This is a genomic window from Methylobacterium sp. 391_Methyba4 (assembly GCF_029691625.1).
Taxonomy (GTDB): Bacteria; Pseudomonadota; Alphaproteobacteria; order Rhizobiales; family Beijerinckiaceae; genus Methylobacterium; species Methylobacterium fujisawaense.
Map to the genome: position 1 here is coordinate 3,893,459 of NZ_CP121475.1, position 12,205 is coordinate 3,905,663.

15 protein-coding genes and 1 pseudogene are annotated in these 12,205 nt (G+C 67.0%); 13 read left to right on the plus strand and 3 right to left on the minus strand.

Going from position 1 to position 12,205, the window contains the following annotated elements; all coding sequences use genetic code 11:
• Positions 1-166 precede the first annotated feature (166 nt).
• The 3 genes and pseudogenes from P9K36_RS18255 to P9K36_RS18265 all read left to right on the plus strand — a co-directional run.
• Positions 167-730, plus strand: a complete 564-nt coding sequence (locus tag P9K36_RS18255; RefSeq protein WP_278307301.1) for a peroxiredoxin — start codon at positions 167-169, stop codon at positions 728-730.
• Entirely contained in the window at positions 730-1,116 is a 387-nt protein-coding gene (locus tag P9K36_RS18260) for a metalloregulator ArsR/SmtB family transcription factor (protein ID WP_278305655.1), read from the plus strand. Before P9K36_RS18255 ends, P9K36_RS18260 begins: the two co-directional genes overlap by 1 nt.
• A gap of 61 nt (positions 1,117-1,177) precedes the next feature.
• Positions 1,178-1,276: pseudogene (locus P9K36_RS18265) on the plus strand (YeeE/YedE family protein); the annotation flags it as partial.
• A gap of 252 nt (positions 1,277-1,528) precedes the next feature.
• On the opposite strand, the gene P9K36_RS18270 reads toward P9K36_RS18265, so the two are convergent.
• The gene (locus tag P9K36_RS18270; protein ID WP_278305656.1) at positions 1,529-3,205 is read right to left on the minus strand and encodes a bifunctional protein tyrosine phosphatase family protein/NAD(P)/FAD-dependent oxidoreductase; all 1,677 of its coding nucleotides are present in this window, start codon (positions 3,203-3,205) and stop codon (positions 1,529-1,531) included.
• Between the two features lie 211 nt (positions 3,206-3,416).
• On the opposite strand from P9K36_RS18270, the gene P9K36_RS18275 reads away from it, so the two are divergent.
• From P9K36_RS18275 to P9K36_RS18290, 4 genes are all read left to right on the plus strand, one after another.
• The gene (locus P9K36_RS18275) at positions 3,417-4,202 is read left to right on the plus strand and encodes a sulfite exporter TauE/SafE family protein (protein WP_278305657.1); all 786 of its coding nucleotides are present in this window, start codon (positions 3,417-3,419) and stop codon (positions 4,200-4,202) included.
• Between the two features lie 74 nt (positions 4,203-4,276).
• A complete protein-coding gene (locus tag P9K36_RS18280; RefSeq protein WP_278305658.1) occupies positions 4,277-4,489 on the plus strand; it encodes a DUF2892 domain-containing protein in 213 nt (70 codons plus the stop codon).
• Between the two features lie 37 nt (positions 4,490-4,526).
• Positions 4,527-5,426, plus strand: a complete 900-nt coding sequence (locus tag P9K36_RS18285) for an MBL fold metallo-hydrolase (RefSeq protein WP_278305659.1) — start codon at positions 4,527-4,529, stop codon at positions 5,424-5,426.
• 33 nt (positions 5,427-5,459) lie between these two features.
• Positions 5,460-6,503, plus strand: coding sequence for a YeeE/YedE family protein (locus P9K36_RS18290; RefSeq protein ID WP_278305660.1), 1,044 nt, complete (start codon positions 5,460-5,462; stop codon positions 6,501-6,503).
• Positions 6,504-6,516: 13 nt separating this feature from the next.
• Here P9K36_RS18290 and P9K36_RS18295 read toward each other — a convergent pair whose 3' ends face one another.
• Both P9K36_RS18295 and P9K36_RS18300 read right to left on the minus strand, forming a co-directional pair.
• Positions 6,517-6,873 (minus strand): metalloregulator ArsR/SmtB family transcription factor, encoded by a 357-nt coding sequence (locus P9K36_RS18295; protein ID WP_043379005.1) that lies wholly within the window; start codon positions 6,871-6,873, stop codon positions 6,517-6,519.
• Between the two features lie 33 nt (positions 6,874-6,906).
• The gene (locus tag P9K36_RS18300; protein ID WP_278305661.1) at positions 6,907-7,248 is read right to left on the minus strand and encodes a thioredoxin family protein; all 342 of its coding nucleotides are present in this window, start codon (positions 7,246-7,248) and stop codon (positions 6,907-6,909) included.
• A gap of 241 nt (positions 7,249-7,489) precedes the next feature.
• Between P9K36_RS18300 and P9K36_RS18305 the strand changes: the two genes are divergently transcribed.
• From P9K36_RS18305 to soxB, 6 genes are all read left to right on the plus strand, one after another.
• Positions 7,490-8,065, plus strand: a complete 576-nt coding sequence (locus P9K36_RS18305; protein WP_278305662.1) for a thioredoxin family protein — start codon at positions 7,490-7,492, stop codon at positions 8,063-8,065.
• Between the two features lie 167 nt (positions 8,066-8,232).
• The gene (gene soxX, locus P9K36_RS18310) at positions 8,233-8,709 is read left to right on the plus strand and encodes a sulfur oxidation c-type cytochrome SoxX (protein WP_278305663.1); all 477 of its coding nucleotides are present in this window, start codon (positions 8,233-8,235) and stop codon (positions 8,707-8,709) included.
• Between the two features lie 27 nt (positions 8,710-8,736).
• Positions 8,737-9,207, plus strand: coding sequence for a thiosulfate oxidation carrier protein SoxY (gene soxY / locus P9K36_RS18315; RefSeq protein WP_010682138.1), 471 nt, complete (start codon positions 8,737-8,739; stop codon positions 9,205-9,207).
• A gap of 39 nt (positions 9,208-9,246) precedes the next feature.
• Positions 9,247-9,576, plus strand: a complete 330-nt coding sequence (gene soxZ, locus P9K36_RS18320) for a thiosulfate oxidation carrier complex protein SoxZ (protein ID WP_043378809.1) — start codon at positions 9,247-9,249, stop codon at positions 9,574-9,576.
• 59 nt (positions 9,577-9,635) lie between these two features.
• The gene (gene soxA, locus P9K36_RS18325) at positions 9,636-10,499 is read left to right on the plus strand and encodes a sulfur oxidation c-type cytochrome SoxA (RefSeq protein ID WP_043378806.1); all 864 of its coding nucleotides are present in this window, start codon (positions 9,636-9,638) and stop codon (positions 10,497-10,499) included.
• A 15-nt stretch (positions 10,500-10,514) separates the two neighbouring features.
• Complete coding sequence (gene soxB / locus P9K36_RS18330; RefSeq protein ID WP_278305664.1) at positions 10,515-12,194, plus strand: thiosulfohydrolase SoxB; 1,680 nt, start codon at positions 10,515-10,517, stop codon at positions 12,192-12,194.
• Positions 12,195-12,205: the final 11 nt, after the last annotated feature.

A 12,205-nucleotide genomic window follows, 5' to 3' on the forward strand; every position in this document is an offset into this window, starting at 1 on the left:
TGCATATTGACCGGCGTCGCAGCGAGCGGCACTTTGCTAACGACACTATTTTAACGACGAGCGTTGTTCCATGAATATCGAAACCGACAACGATCCGCCCGTGCCGCCGCCCGCCTGCCCGCCGATCATCGGCGACGTCGCGCCGAACTTCCGCGCGCGGACGACGATGGGCCCGCGGACGCTCGCCTCGTATCGCGGACGCTGGCTGGTGTTCTTCTCCCACCCGGCCGACTTCACCCCCGTCTGCACCAGCGAGTTCGTCGCGTTCGCCAAGGCCTACGATGCCTTTCGGGACATCGACTGCGACCTGCTCGCTCTGTCCGTCGACAGCCTTTTCTCCCACCTGGCCTGGAAGCACAGCATCGAGCAGCGTTTCGGCGTGCGGGTGCCCTTCCCCATCGTCGAGGATCCCGCCATGGGCATCGCCCGGGCCTACGGCATGCTGCCGGCTGGCTCGACGTCGAGCGCCACCGTCCGGACCACGTTCGTCATCGATCCGGAAGGCATCGTGCGGGCGCTGGTCGCCTACCCGCTGACGGTGGGCCGCAGCATCGCCGAGATCCTTCGGCTGGTGCAGGCGCTCCAAGCCTGCGACGCGTCGGACGTCTCGACGCCGGAGGGATGGCGACCCGGCGACCAGGTGCTCGTGAACCCGCCTCTGACGAGCGACGAGATCGCCCAGCCAGGCGCTGCGGGGCAGGACTGGTACTATCGCTTGGGAAGCCTGTGATGGCCTCCGGCACGGACGAGGCGACGGCGATCCTGGTCGCCGACCTGCTCAAGGTCGCCGCCAACCCGAACCGGCTGCGCATCCTGTATCTCCTGGCAGAGGGAGAGCGGTCCGTCTCGGAGATCGAGCAGCAGCTCGGCATCCGCCAACCGACGCTGTCGCAGCAGCTCGGGGAGCTGCGCAACGCCGAGGTCGTGGCCACGCGGCGCGAACACAAAGTGGTGTTCTACAGCCTGAGCGACGCACGCATGCAGGCCCTCCTCGACGCGTTCGACGACATCCTGATCGCGGGCCGACCGCGGAGAAGCTTGCCCGCGCGCAGCCCGCATGCGCGAGCGCGGGCGCTCGGTCAGGCGGCGATGTTCGGTCAGGTCGGAGAACCTTGATGGACGCTGTCGCCCCGTTCCTCGCGCCGCTCGCCGGCGCTGCCCAGTCCTGCATCTGTTGGGCCTGGCTGGCCTCTGTCCCGGACCAGCGCGCGCCGGGCTTTCCCTAGGCCTTCCGCAAATCGCCCTGTTCGTGGCGGCGACGCCAGTCGGCAAGGTGGCTCGCGACCTCGCCGGTAGCCAACGGCGCGGGCTGGCCGGAGCGAACAGTCGCGTGCCCGGCCTATCGGGGCACAAAGGTGCCGCGACGGTAACCCGAGCCTCAGCCCAGTGGCCTTGCCGGGGCTGCCGCGCCGCTCCGAACACGTGCCTCACGGTCCGGAACCCTAGCTGTCGGCTGAGGGCATGCGATTGAGCCCGCATCGTCGATGCACAGCGAGCGGCGCCGGGACAAAGCCGGCGCCGCTTAGCTTCAGGCGGCTGCCTTCTCCGGCTTAGCCATCCATTCGCGTCCCTTGAGCATGGCCTTCCAGTAGATCGGGGGCAGCATCCGCTCCTTCAGGAGCCATGCGAGGTGGCTCGGCTTCGTCCCGTCGATCAGCCATGCGGGGAAGCTCGGCATGAGTTTGCCTCCATAGCCGAATTCCGCGAGCAGGATCTTACCTCGCTCGACCGTAAGCGGGCACGAGCCGTAGCCGTCGTAGGCGACCTCGGCGCCGCGAAGGTGACCTATCTCGACGAGGAGGTTGTGGGCCACCACGGGCGCCTGCTTGCGCGCGGCGGCGGCGGTCTTGGCGTTGGGCGCGTTGCAGGCGTCGCCGAGCGCGTAGACTTCAGGGAAGCGACGGTGGCGCAGGGTGCCGGGGTCCACATCGACCCAGCCGGCGGCGTCAGCCAGGGGCGAGACGCGGACGAAGTCGGGCGCCTGCTGCGGCGGCACGACATGGATCATGTCGAAGCCGGTCTCAACCGTCTCGCTGCTGCCGTCCTCCGTCTTGCGCGAGAACCACGCGCGCCGCGCCGGACCGTCAATCCGGGTCAGGGTGTGATTGAAATTCAGGTTCGCGTCGTAGCGCTTCACGTATGCCATCAGGGCCGGGACGTACTCCTTCACGCCGAACAGGACCGGACCGGCATTGTAGAGCTCGACCGCGATGTCCCCGAGCCGCCCCTGCCGCAGCCAGTGGTCGGCGGAAAGGTACATCGCCTTCTGCGGGGCGCCGGCGCACTTGATCGGCATCGGCGGCTGCGTGAACACGGCGCGGCCCCCGCGCAGGTTCCGCACGAGATCCCAGGTGTAGGGTGCGAGGTCGTAGCGGTAGTTCGAGGTGACCCCGTTCCGCCCGAGAGTCTCGGCGAGCCCCTCGATGCCGGCCCAATTCAGCTTGAGGCCGGGCGCGACAACGAGGCGGTCGTAGCGCACCACCCGGCACCCCTCCAGGATCACCGCCTTGCGCTCGGGCTCGAAGGCGGCGACCGCCGCCTTGATCCAGCGCACCCCGTCCGGGATCAGGGAAGCCATGGTCCTGGCCGTGGCGGCGGGCTCGAACACTCCGCCGCCGACCATCGTCCAGCCCGGCTGGTAATAGTGCACGTCCGCCGGATCGATGACGGCGATGTCGAGGTCGGGTTTGCGCGCCTTCAGGCTCGCTGCGACGGCGATGCCGCCAGCTCCGCCGCCGACGACGACCACACTGTGGAACTGGTCGGCGTGCTCGGTAGGAAGCCGGCCGCCTGCGGCGATGCGCCGGACGACACCGCTCAGGTCGTATCCCGCCACCTTGGTGGCAGCCAGGATGTCCGGAAGCGGCCGCGCAGCTGCCGCCTCGCCGAGCGCCCATAGCGTCGCGGAGCGGGTCCCGGTACGGCAGAAGGCGAGCACCGGCTTCGGCAGGGCCGCGAGCTCGTCGCGGAAGGCCATCACATCCCCATCCGTCACCTTGCCCGACGTGACGGGTAGGTACCGCGCCTCCAGGCCGGCCGCACGCGCGGCGGCCTCCAACTCCGAGAAGCCCGGCTGGTCGCCGCCCTCGCCATCGGGGCGGTTGCAGATCACCGCCCGGAAGCCCGACTCGGCCGCCGCCGCGAGATCGGAGGGAGCGAGCTGAGCGGCGACCGACAGGTCGGGGGAGAGGCGTTTGACGTCCATGGCCGAATCCTCATTTGGTAGATATATATTTTGACGTACGATTTATATAAATCATGCCTTGACTTCGACCGCAAGCGGACCGATCACAAAGTCGAGCAAGCGCCTATCATTTTGTATTATTATAAAGTGATAGGATCGTGATCGGGCCTGCTGGCCGCCGACCGGCTCGACCGGTCGTCGACTAGGCTCTTGGACGCGGAGGTCACCGCCGATGAATGCGCTTCCCGCCATCCTGTCCGGCTCAGGGGTCGGCTTCACGCTCGGACTCATCGGCGGCGGCGGCTCGATCCTGGCGACGCCGCTTCTGCTGTACGTGGTCGGCATGGCCCAGCCGCATCTCGCCATCGGAACCGGCGCGCTGGCGGTCGCGGCCAACGCGTTCCTGACCCTCGTCGGGCACGCCAGATCCGGCAACGTGCGTTGGCGCTGCGCCGCCGTGTTCGCCGGAGTCGGCATCCTGGGCGCCCTCGTCGGCTCGACGTTCGGCAAAGCGGTCGACGGCCAGCGCCTGCTCTTCCTCTTCGCGATGCTGATGGTCGTCGTCGGCATCCACATGCTGCGAGGTCGCAAGGGACGGGGCGGAACATCGGAGCCTGTCGGCTGCGGGCCTGTGCCGAGTGGAAAAGTCGTAGCCGTCGCCTTCGCGGTCGGCGTCCTGTCGGGCTTCTTCGGGATCGGCGGCGGATTTCTGATCGTGCCGGGCCTCGTCTTCGCCACCGGCATGCCGCTGATCACCGCGGTCGGGACCTCGCTGCTCGCCGTCGGCGCCTTCGGGCTCGCCACGGCGATGAACTACGCCCTGTCCGGCATGGTCGATTGGGCCGTCGCCGGGGAATTCATCGCCGGCGGCCTCGTCGGCGGTTTCCTGGGTATGCGGCTGGCCAGCCGGCTCTCTGGCTACAAGGGCGTGCTCAACACGGTGTTCGCCACCGTCATCTTCGGTGTCGCCGGCTACATGCTCTACCGCAACGCCGGCGCCTTCGCCGCGACGCCTTGACCGTCGCTGGGGCGGGCGCCCGGTGCCGCACCCGCTTCGGTGACCACCGTACGGCACCTTTCAGGACAACCGCCATGACCCTCAATGTCGGCAGCACCGACCGCATCCTGCGCCTTGTCGCCGGCCTCCTGATCGCAGGCCTGAGCTACACGATGCTCGCCGGAGTCTGGGCCCTTGCCGCCGTCGGCATCGGCGCCGTGATGGCGTTGACCGCCCTCGTCGGGTTCTGCCCCGCCTACACGATCCTAGGGATCAACACCTGCCGACGCCGGCTTCCCGGCGCTTGACGCCACCCGTCCAAGGACGACCGATAGGAGACAAGCAATGACCGAAGCCCGTGGCTCCGAACCCGTCATCCAAGCCTTCTTCGACGAGCCCACCAACACGGTGAGCTACATCGTGGCCGATCCCGAGACGAAGCAGGCTGCCTTCATCGATCCGGTGCTCGACTACGATCACAACGGCGGTAGCGTCGACACCCGCTCCGTCGAGGCGATGCTGAAGGCCGCCGATGAGGCGGGCTACACGGTGGTCTGGACGCTGGAGACCCACGCCCACGCCGACCACCTCTCCGGCTCGCCCTACGTGAAGGCCAAGACCGGCGCGAAGATCGGCATCGGCGAGCACATCAAGGAGGTCCAGAAGATCTTCCGTCCGGTCTTCAACGCCACCGACCTGAAGACCGATGGCAGCGATTTCGACCACCTGTTCGTGGATGGCGAGACGTTTGCCATCGGCAACCTCGCCGTCGCGGTGCTGTACACGCCGGGTCATACGCCCGCCGACATCTGCTACCGCATCGGCGGCCACGTCTTCGTCGGCGACACGCTATTCATGCCGGATTTCGGCACGGCGCGGGCCGACTTTCCCGGGGGCGACGTGCGTACCCTCTACCGCTCGATCCGCAGGCTGCTGGCCCTGCCGCCGGAAACGGTGCTTCACCTCTGCCACGACTACAAGGCGCCGGGCCGCGAGGTGTACGCTTGGGAGACCACGGTCGGCGAGCAGCGCGAGCGCAACGTTCATGTGAAGGAGGGCGTGAGCGAGGAGGAGTTCACCGCCATGCGCACCGCCCGGGACGCGACCCTCGCTGCGCCGCGCCTCCTGCTGCCGTCGATCCAGGTCAATATCCGCGCCGGCAAGTTCCCCCCGGCCGAGGCGAATGGCGTTCGTTACCTGACCATTCCGGTCAAACTGAAAGGCGGAGCGGAACTGGGTGTTTGACAGGGCTCATCGGTATTGGGCGTACCTGAGTCGATGATGGATCTCCTGCCTGCGCATCTTGTCCGGGCGGCACTCGGCCTTGTGCTGGGTGCCGTACTCGGAATGGTCGCGCGTCGGGGGCGGTTCTGCACGTTGGGCGCCATCGAAGATGCGGTCTACGCGCGCGACACGCGCCGTGCCCGGGCGTGGCTGATGGCCACCGGCATCGCCGTGGTGGGCACGCAGCTTCTGGAATCCGAATTCGGTCTCGACCTCGCCCGGTCGATCTATGCGGGACCTCGCCTCGAATGGGGCGCGATGATCCTCGGCGGGACGATGTTCGGCTTCGGCATGGCGCTCGTCGGCACCTGCAGCTTCGGCGCGTTGTTGCGGCTCGGCGGAGGAGATTTGCGCGCCCTCCTCGTCCTCCTCGTGCTCGGCCTCTCAGCATATATGGCGATCAGCGGCGTGACCGCCCTCCTCCGCGTGACGATCACCGAACCGCTGAGCCTCGATCTCGGCAGCCAGCGGCTCGGGGCCTTGTTCAGGCTGGATCGGACCGGCCGCGTGGCCTTCAGCGTTGTCGTAGGCATGGGCCTCTGCCTCGTGGCCGTGACGGGCAAAGACTTCCGTCGGACCCACCGGCTCCTCATCGGCGCCATCACCATCGGGCTCGTCATTGTCGCCGGGTGGTGGACGAATGGGAGCGCGGGCTTCGACGAGTTCGAAATTCGGGCGGTCGGCTCCTTCAGCTTCGCGCGGCCGGTCGGTGATACGCTCATCTATGCCATGCTCGCGAGCGGCACGCGGATCGATTTCGGCGTGGCCTCCGTCCTCGGCGTCGTGCTCGGGTCCTTCGCGGCGGCGCGCGCCGCGGGGGAATTTCATTGGGAGGCGCCCGACGATGCCCGCGAGGTCAAGCGCCACCTGCTCGGCGCCTTCCTGATGGGCACCGGCGGCGTCACGGCGCTGGGCTGCACCATCGGCCAGGGATTGAGCGGGCTCTCCACACTCTCGGTCGGCTCGATTCTCGCCCTCGGTGCGATCCTCGTTGGGGCTCGCGCCGGGCTCTACTACCTCGTCGACCGGCACACCTGAGGGGCTTCGCAGCTTACGGTGTCCGTCCGTTGCAGAACGCCCGGTGCAGGGCGGCGATGATCTCGCGAACCTCCGGCCGAGCCAGCGCATAGTAGATGTTCTTCCCGTCGCGGCGGGCCTCAACGAGATCGTCGGCCCGTAACCGCGCCAGTTGTTGGGACACGGCCGGTTGCCGCAAATTCAGCAATTGCTCCAATTCCGAAACCGAGCGCTCGCCCTCGACCAGCAGGCAGAGGATGACCAACCTTGCCTCGTGCCCGAGGGCTTTGAGCAGCTCGCTGGCATCGCGGGCATTGGCCAGCAACAGATCCAGGTCGAGGCTGCCCGGGGCCTCGACGCTCGTCACCGGTTGCGCCTGTTGCAACGGCATCATCTCACCCTTTTCCTCGCCTCCCGAAGCCCGTCACGGGGATCCGGGGAGCCGTTCGAGCAACCGCTCGGCCTGCCCCCAGAAGAAACCCTCACCCGGATAGCCCTCGATCCGGTCGAGCTCGGACCCGTCTTCGACGAGGACGAATGTCGGTGTGTAGCGGATCGGGCGCTTGAACGTGAGTCCGGGAGGGAGACCTGCGTCGAGATCGACACGGCGCAACGGCGCCCGCTTCCCGATATCCGTCTTCGGGTAGATCGGCCCGATCTCCTTGTCCCACGCCTTGCACCACGGGCAGCCGCGCCGCTCGAACTTGATCAGCTCGGCGGCCTCGACGAGGCCGGGCCATAGAGCGAACCCCCACGCCCCCGCCATGACCGCTCGCCTCGTTCCCCGCATCGGCCTTCCCAAGCCCAGGACCACCGATCTTGATATAGCAAAAGACGAATGTGTTCGAGGGGCAACGGCGCAGCCGCCGGGATCGTGATCGCCCTCGGCGCGGAGCCGCCGTCATCCGTGCGGCTGCAGTTGCGGCCGGATGTCAGGACGACCGGATTGCCAGGAGCAGGACAATCACTCTACACATGCAGGAACTAGAATATTTGGAGGGGATGCCATGTCGACCCGGCGCCGGTTCCTGGCAAGTGCCCTCGTGCTCGGCCTGCCCTCCAAAACCATGGCCCAGGCGATCCAGGGCGATGACGGCCTCTACCGGGAGCCCTGGTTTATCGAAAGCTTCCTCGATCTCCCTGACGATCTGAAGGCCGCGCGGGAGCACGGTAAGCGCCTCGCCATCCTCTGGGAGCTGAAGGGCTGTCCCTTCTGCAAGCAGATCCATCTCGTGAACTTCGCAGATCCGGCGACGAGCGCCTTCATCCGTGAGCGTTTCGAGATCCTGCAACTGAACTTCATCGGTTCGCGGGAGGTCACCGATTTTGACGGGCAGATCCTTCCCGAGAAGGCTTTCGCTGAGAAGTACGGCATCCGGTCCACGCCGACCGTTCAGTTCTTTCCGGCTGAAGAAACGGGACTCGCGGGCAAGGCGCCCCAGCAGCGCGAGGTCTTGCGAATGCGGGGCTACGTGCCGCCGGAGGAGTTCCGCCGGATGTTCGGCTTCGTGGCCGAGCGCGCCGACGAGCGGACGACCCTGCAGGATTACCTGCGCTCACCGGAGACGGCGCAGCGGGGCTGACAGTCGGGCTCCGAGAGTCAGCGGCCTCGCAATTCCAGCTTGACTTGACAGCGATCCGCGTCAAACTTGCAATAATTCGCATATGTCGATGGGTTTGCCCGCCGGCATGGCGAGCGGTCCAAGTAGACCGCATTCGCCGCAAAGACGGCGCACCGAGGAAACGCCAGATGCGCAGGCCGATCACAGCCTTTGCGCTCGCGGGACTATGCGTCCTCGCGACCGCCGCCGGAGCCGAAACGGCTTCCACCGGGCTCGCTCCGTTCAAGATCGTCGCCGTCGATGGCAGCGATGCGATCCCCGCACCGCTCACCGACAAGCCGGGAGATGCGGCGGCCGGCGCGAAGGTCGTCGTGAACCGGCGCCAGGGCAATTGCCTCGGCTGCCATCAGGTCTCGTCGCTCAAGGGCGAATCCTTCCACGGCGAGGTCGGGCCTTCCCTCGACGGCGTCGCGGGCCGGTGGGACGAAGCCCACCTGCGGATGATCGTCGTCAACCCAAAGCACGTCTTCACCGAGGCGACCGTGATGCCGGCCTTCTACCGGATCGACGGCCTCCACCGCGTGCGCGCCGAATTCCAGGGCAAGCCGATCCTGACCGCGCAGCAGGTCGAGGACGTCGTCGCCTACCTAACGACCTTGAAGTGATCTCGCGGGCTGAAGGAGCCGCTTCCCATGACCTCTGCCAAGATTCCCGCACTGAGCCGCCGCCAAGCCCTGGCCTTCGGCACCGGCGCCATGGTGGCCACCGCCTTCGCTTTCCGCGCCGGCCCGGCCTTGGCGGCGAAGCCCGCGACCGATGAGGCCATCAAGGCCTTCACCCGCGGCAAAGAGCCGGTGAAGGGCAGGGTCAAGCTCGAACTCCCCGAGATCGCCGAGAACGGCAACACCGTGCCGATGACGGTGAGCGTCGACGGGCCGATGACGGCGGAAAGCTACGTCGAGGAGGTGATGATCGTCGCCGAGGGCAACCCGAACCCCGGCGTCATCAGCTTCCACTTCACGCCGTCGAGCGTCGCGGAGGCGAACACCCGGATCCGTCTCGCAGAGACCCAGAACGTCATCGCGGTCGCCCGCATGAACGACGGCTCCGTCTTCAGCGACGTCCGCCAGGTGAAGGTCACCATCGGCGGCTGCGGCGGCTAATTCACACGCGACAGCATCGAACGAGGACGGGAGGACCACATGGCCGACGTGAAGCCGCGGATCAAACTGGACAAGAAGGAAGTCGCCAAGGGCGGCGTCATCGAGGTGAAGACGCTCGTCTCCCACACGATGGAGTCCGGTCAGCGCAAGGACAAGGACGGGAAGACGATCCCGCGCAAGATCCTGAACAAGTTCACTTGTGACCTGAACGGCAAGACGATCTTCAGCGCCGATATCGAGAGCGCAGTCTCCGCCAATCCCTATTTCCAGTTCAAGATCAAGCCCGAAGAATCCGGAGCGCTGACTTTTACCTGGGTCGATGACGATGGATCGAAGATCCAGGCCACCGAGCAGATCAAGGTCGCCTGACGCGCGCCCGGGGCCGTTCGTCCCGGAGCGCCTCTCCCTGCCGCGCCGGAGCCCTCACCATGGTCCGCCCAACTCTCGCCTTTACAGCGCTCGCGTTCGTCGCGTTGGCCGTCGCGCCACACGCGCAGGACATGCCGTCGGCGCCCGCCGCGAAAGAGCCGTCCGAGCGCCCGGCGTGGCAGGCGCACGGCATGAAGCCCCAGAACCCGGATTCTCCGTTCGAGGAAGTCGTCTCGGGCCTGTATTTCCGTTCCAAGGAAACGCAGGAGATGCAGGCCGACGACTTCAACAATCCGGGTTTCCTCGCCGTCGAGCAGGGCGAGGAACTCTGGTCGAAGGTCGATGGCGCGGCCGGCAAGTCCTGCGCGAGCTGCCACAACGAGGCCTCGACCTCGATGAAGGGCGTCGCGGCGGCCTATCCCAAATGGAACGAGAAGCTCGGTAAGCCGGTCAATCTGGAGCAGCGAATCAACATCTGCCGCAGCGGCGCCTTGAAGGCCGAGCCTTACGCCTTCGGCTCGCCCGAACTCACCGCGATGACCACCTACATCCGCAATCAGTCCCGGGGGATGCCGGTCGCCGTGAAGGTGGACGGGCCGATGACGCCCTGGTTCGAGCGCGGTAAGTCGCTCTACTACCAGCGGAACGGCCAGCTCGATCTCGCCTGCGCGAGCTGCCACGAGAAGAACCACGGCAAATACCTTCGGGCCGATTTTCTCAGCCAGGGGCAGAGCAACGGCTTCCCCGTCTACCGCCTGCGCGACCAGCGGCTGGTGCCGCTGCACGAGCGCATGGAGGGCTGCATGCAGGACGTCCGGGCCACGCCGTTCAAGCCGCTCTCCGACGAGTTCCTCGCCCTGGAGACCTACGTCGCGTGGCGCGGCCTCGGCCTTCCGGTCGAGACGCCTGCCGTGCGCAACTAAGGGTCGGATCGTCCCATGACCTCACGCCGCAACTTCCTGCAGATCGCCGCCGCCACAGCGGCCCTGGTGCCGACGGGCTGGACCCGCGCCTTCGCCCAGCAGCGCCTGACCCAGGACGACCTTCTGGCCTTCGAGCCGATGGGCAACGTCACCCTGGTCCACCTGACCGACATCCACGCGCAGTTGCGGCCCGTGCTGTTCCGCGAGCCCTCGACCAATCTCGGGGTGGGCGAGGCACGCGGTCAGGTGCCCCACGTCACCGGACGCGCCACCCTCGACCTCTACGGCATCCCCGGCGGCTCGCCGCTGGCCTATGCGCTGACGCCGGAGGACTACGTCGCCTTGGCCCGCAGCTACGGCCGGATGGGTGGCCTCAGCCGCATCGCCACGGTGCTCGACGCGATCCGAGCCGAGCGCGGCGACAAGGTTCTGTTCCTTGATGGCGGCGACACTTGGCAGAACAGCTACACCTCGATGGTGAGCAAGGGCCAGGACATGGTCGACTGCATGGCGCTGCTGAAGCCCGACGCCATGACCGGCCACTGGGAGTTCACCCTCGGCACCGAGCGGGTGAAGGAGATCGTGGACGGGCTCGGCTGCCCGTTCCTCGGCCAAAACGTCCGCGACGCCGAGTGGAACGAGCCGGCTTTCGAATCCACGAAGATGTTCGAGCGCGGCGGCGCGAAGGTCGCGGTAATCGGGCAAGCCTTCCCCTACACGCCCATCGCCAACCCGCGTTGGATGATTCCGAACTGGTCCTTCGGCATTCGTGAGGAGGATGTCCAGGCGAGCGTCGACAAGGCCCGGAAAGAGGGCGCCGACCTTGTCGTGCTGCTCTCCCACAACGGCTTCGACGTCGACCGCAAACTCGCCTCGCGGGTGAAGGGAATCGACGTCGTCCTGACCGGCCACACGCACGATGCGCTGCCGCAGGCGGTGAAGGTCGGCAACACCCTGCTCATCGCCTCGGGCAGCCACGGCAAGTTCCTCACCCGTGTCGACCTCGACGTGCGGGACGGCGCCGTGAAGGGCTACCGCTCGAAGCTCATCCCGATCTTCTCCGATGTCATCGCCCCGCAGAAGGCGATGGCGGCCAAGATCCAGGCGATCCGTGCACCCCACGAGACGATGCTGAGCCAGGAACTCGGGCGGACCGAGGCCCTGCTCTACCGGCGCGGCAATTTCAACGGCACCCTCGATGACCTGATCTGCGATGCGCTCCTGTCCGAGCGCGAGGCCGACATCGCCCTCTCGCCTGGCTTCCGCTGGGGCACGACCCTCCTGCCCGGACAAGCGATCACCCACGAGGACGTCTACAACGCCACCGCCATCACCTACCCGGCGGCCTACCGGATGCCCATGACCGGCGCCCGGCTGAAGGAGGTGCTGGAGGACGTGGCCGACAACCTCTTCAACGCCGATCCCTACTACCAGCAGGGGGGCGACATGGTGCGGGTGGGGGGCGTGTCCTACGCCATCGACGTTGCCCGTCCGGCTGGCAGCCGCATCTCCGACCTCACCCTGCTGCGCACCGGCAAACCCATCGAGGCCGGCAGCAGCTACACCGTGGCGGGCTGGGCGAGCGTCAACGAGGGGACCGAGGGTCCGCCGATCTGGGACGTCGTCGCCTCGCATATCAAGGCCAAGGGAACGGTGAACCCGACGCCCGCGCAGGTCACCGTCCGTGGCGCCTAGTCGTCTTCAAG

Excerpts from the sequence above, each read along its gene's own strand:
- P9K36_RS18255 (WP_278307301.1), top strand. The coding sequence starts at position 167 with ATGGGCCCGCGGACGCTCGCCTCGTATCGCGGACGCTGGCTGGTGTTC.
- P9K36_RS18260 (WP_278305655.1), top strand. The coding sequence starts at position 730 with ATGGCCTCCGGCACGGACGAGGCGACGGCGATCCTGGTCGCCGACCTG.
- P9K36_RS18270 (WP_278305656.1), bottom strand. The coding sequence starts at position 3,205 with ATGGACGTCAAACGCCTCTCCCCCGACCTGTCGGTCGCCGCTCAGCTC.
- P9K36_RS18275 (WP_278305657.1), top strand. The coding sequence starts at position 3,417 with ATGAATGCGCTTCCCGCCATCCTGTCCGGCTCAGGGGTCGGCTTCACG.
- P9K36_RS18280 (WP_278305658.1), top strand. The coding sequence starts at position 4,277 with ATGACCCTCAATGTCGGCAGCACCGACCGCATCCTGCGCCTTGTCGCC.
- P9K36_RS18285 (WP_278305659.1), top strand. The coding sequence starts at position 4,527 with ATGACCGAAGCCCGTGGCTCCGAACCCGTCATCCAAGCCTTCTTCGAC.
- P9K36_RS18290 (WP_278305660.1), top strand. The coding sequence starts at position 5,460 with ATGATGGATCTCCTGCCTGCGCATCTTGTCCGGGCGGCACTCGGCCTT.
- P9K36_RS18295 (WP_043379005.1), bottom strand. The coding sequence starts at position 6,873 with ATGCCGTTGCAACAGGCGCAACCGGTGACGAGCGTCGAGGCCCCGGGC.
- P9K36_RS18300 (WP_278305661.1), bottom strand. The coding sequence starts at position 7,248 with ATGGCGGGGGCGTGGGGGTTCGCTCTATGGCCCGGCCTCGTCGAGGCC.
- P9K36_RS18305 (WP_278305662.1), top strand. The coding sequence starts at position 7,490 with ATGTCGACCCGGCGCCGGTTCCTGGCAAGTGCCCTCGTGCTCGGCCTG.
- soxX (WP_278305663.1), top strand. The coding sequence starts at position 8,233 with ATGCGCAGGCCGATCACAGCCTTTGCGCTCGCGGGACTATGCGTCCTC.
- soxY (WP_010682138.1), top strand. The coding sequence starts at position 8,737 with ATGACCTCTGCCAAGATTCCCGCACTGAGCCGCCGCCAAGCCCTGGCC.
- soxZ (WP_043378809.1), top strand. The coding sequence starts at position 9,247 with ATGGCCGACGTGAAGCCGCGGATCAAACTGGACAAGAAGGAAGTCGCC.
- soxA (WP_043378806.1), top strand. The coding sequence starts at position 9,636 with ATGGTCCGCCCAACTCTCGCCTTTACAGCGCTCGCGTTCGTCGCGTTG.
- soxB (WP_278305664.1), top strand. The coding sequence starts at position 10,515 with ATGACCTCACGCCGCAACTTCCTGCAGATCGCCGCCGCCACAGCGGCC.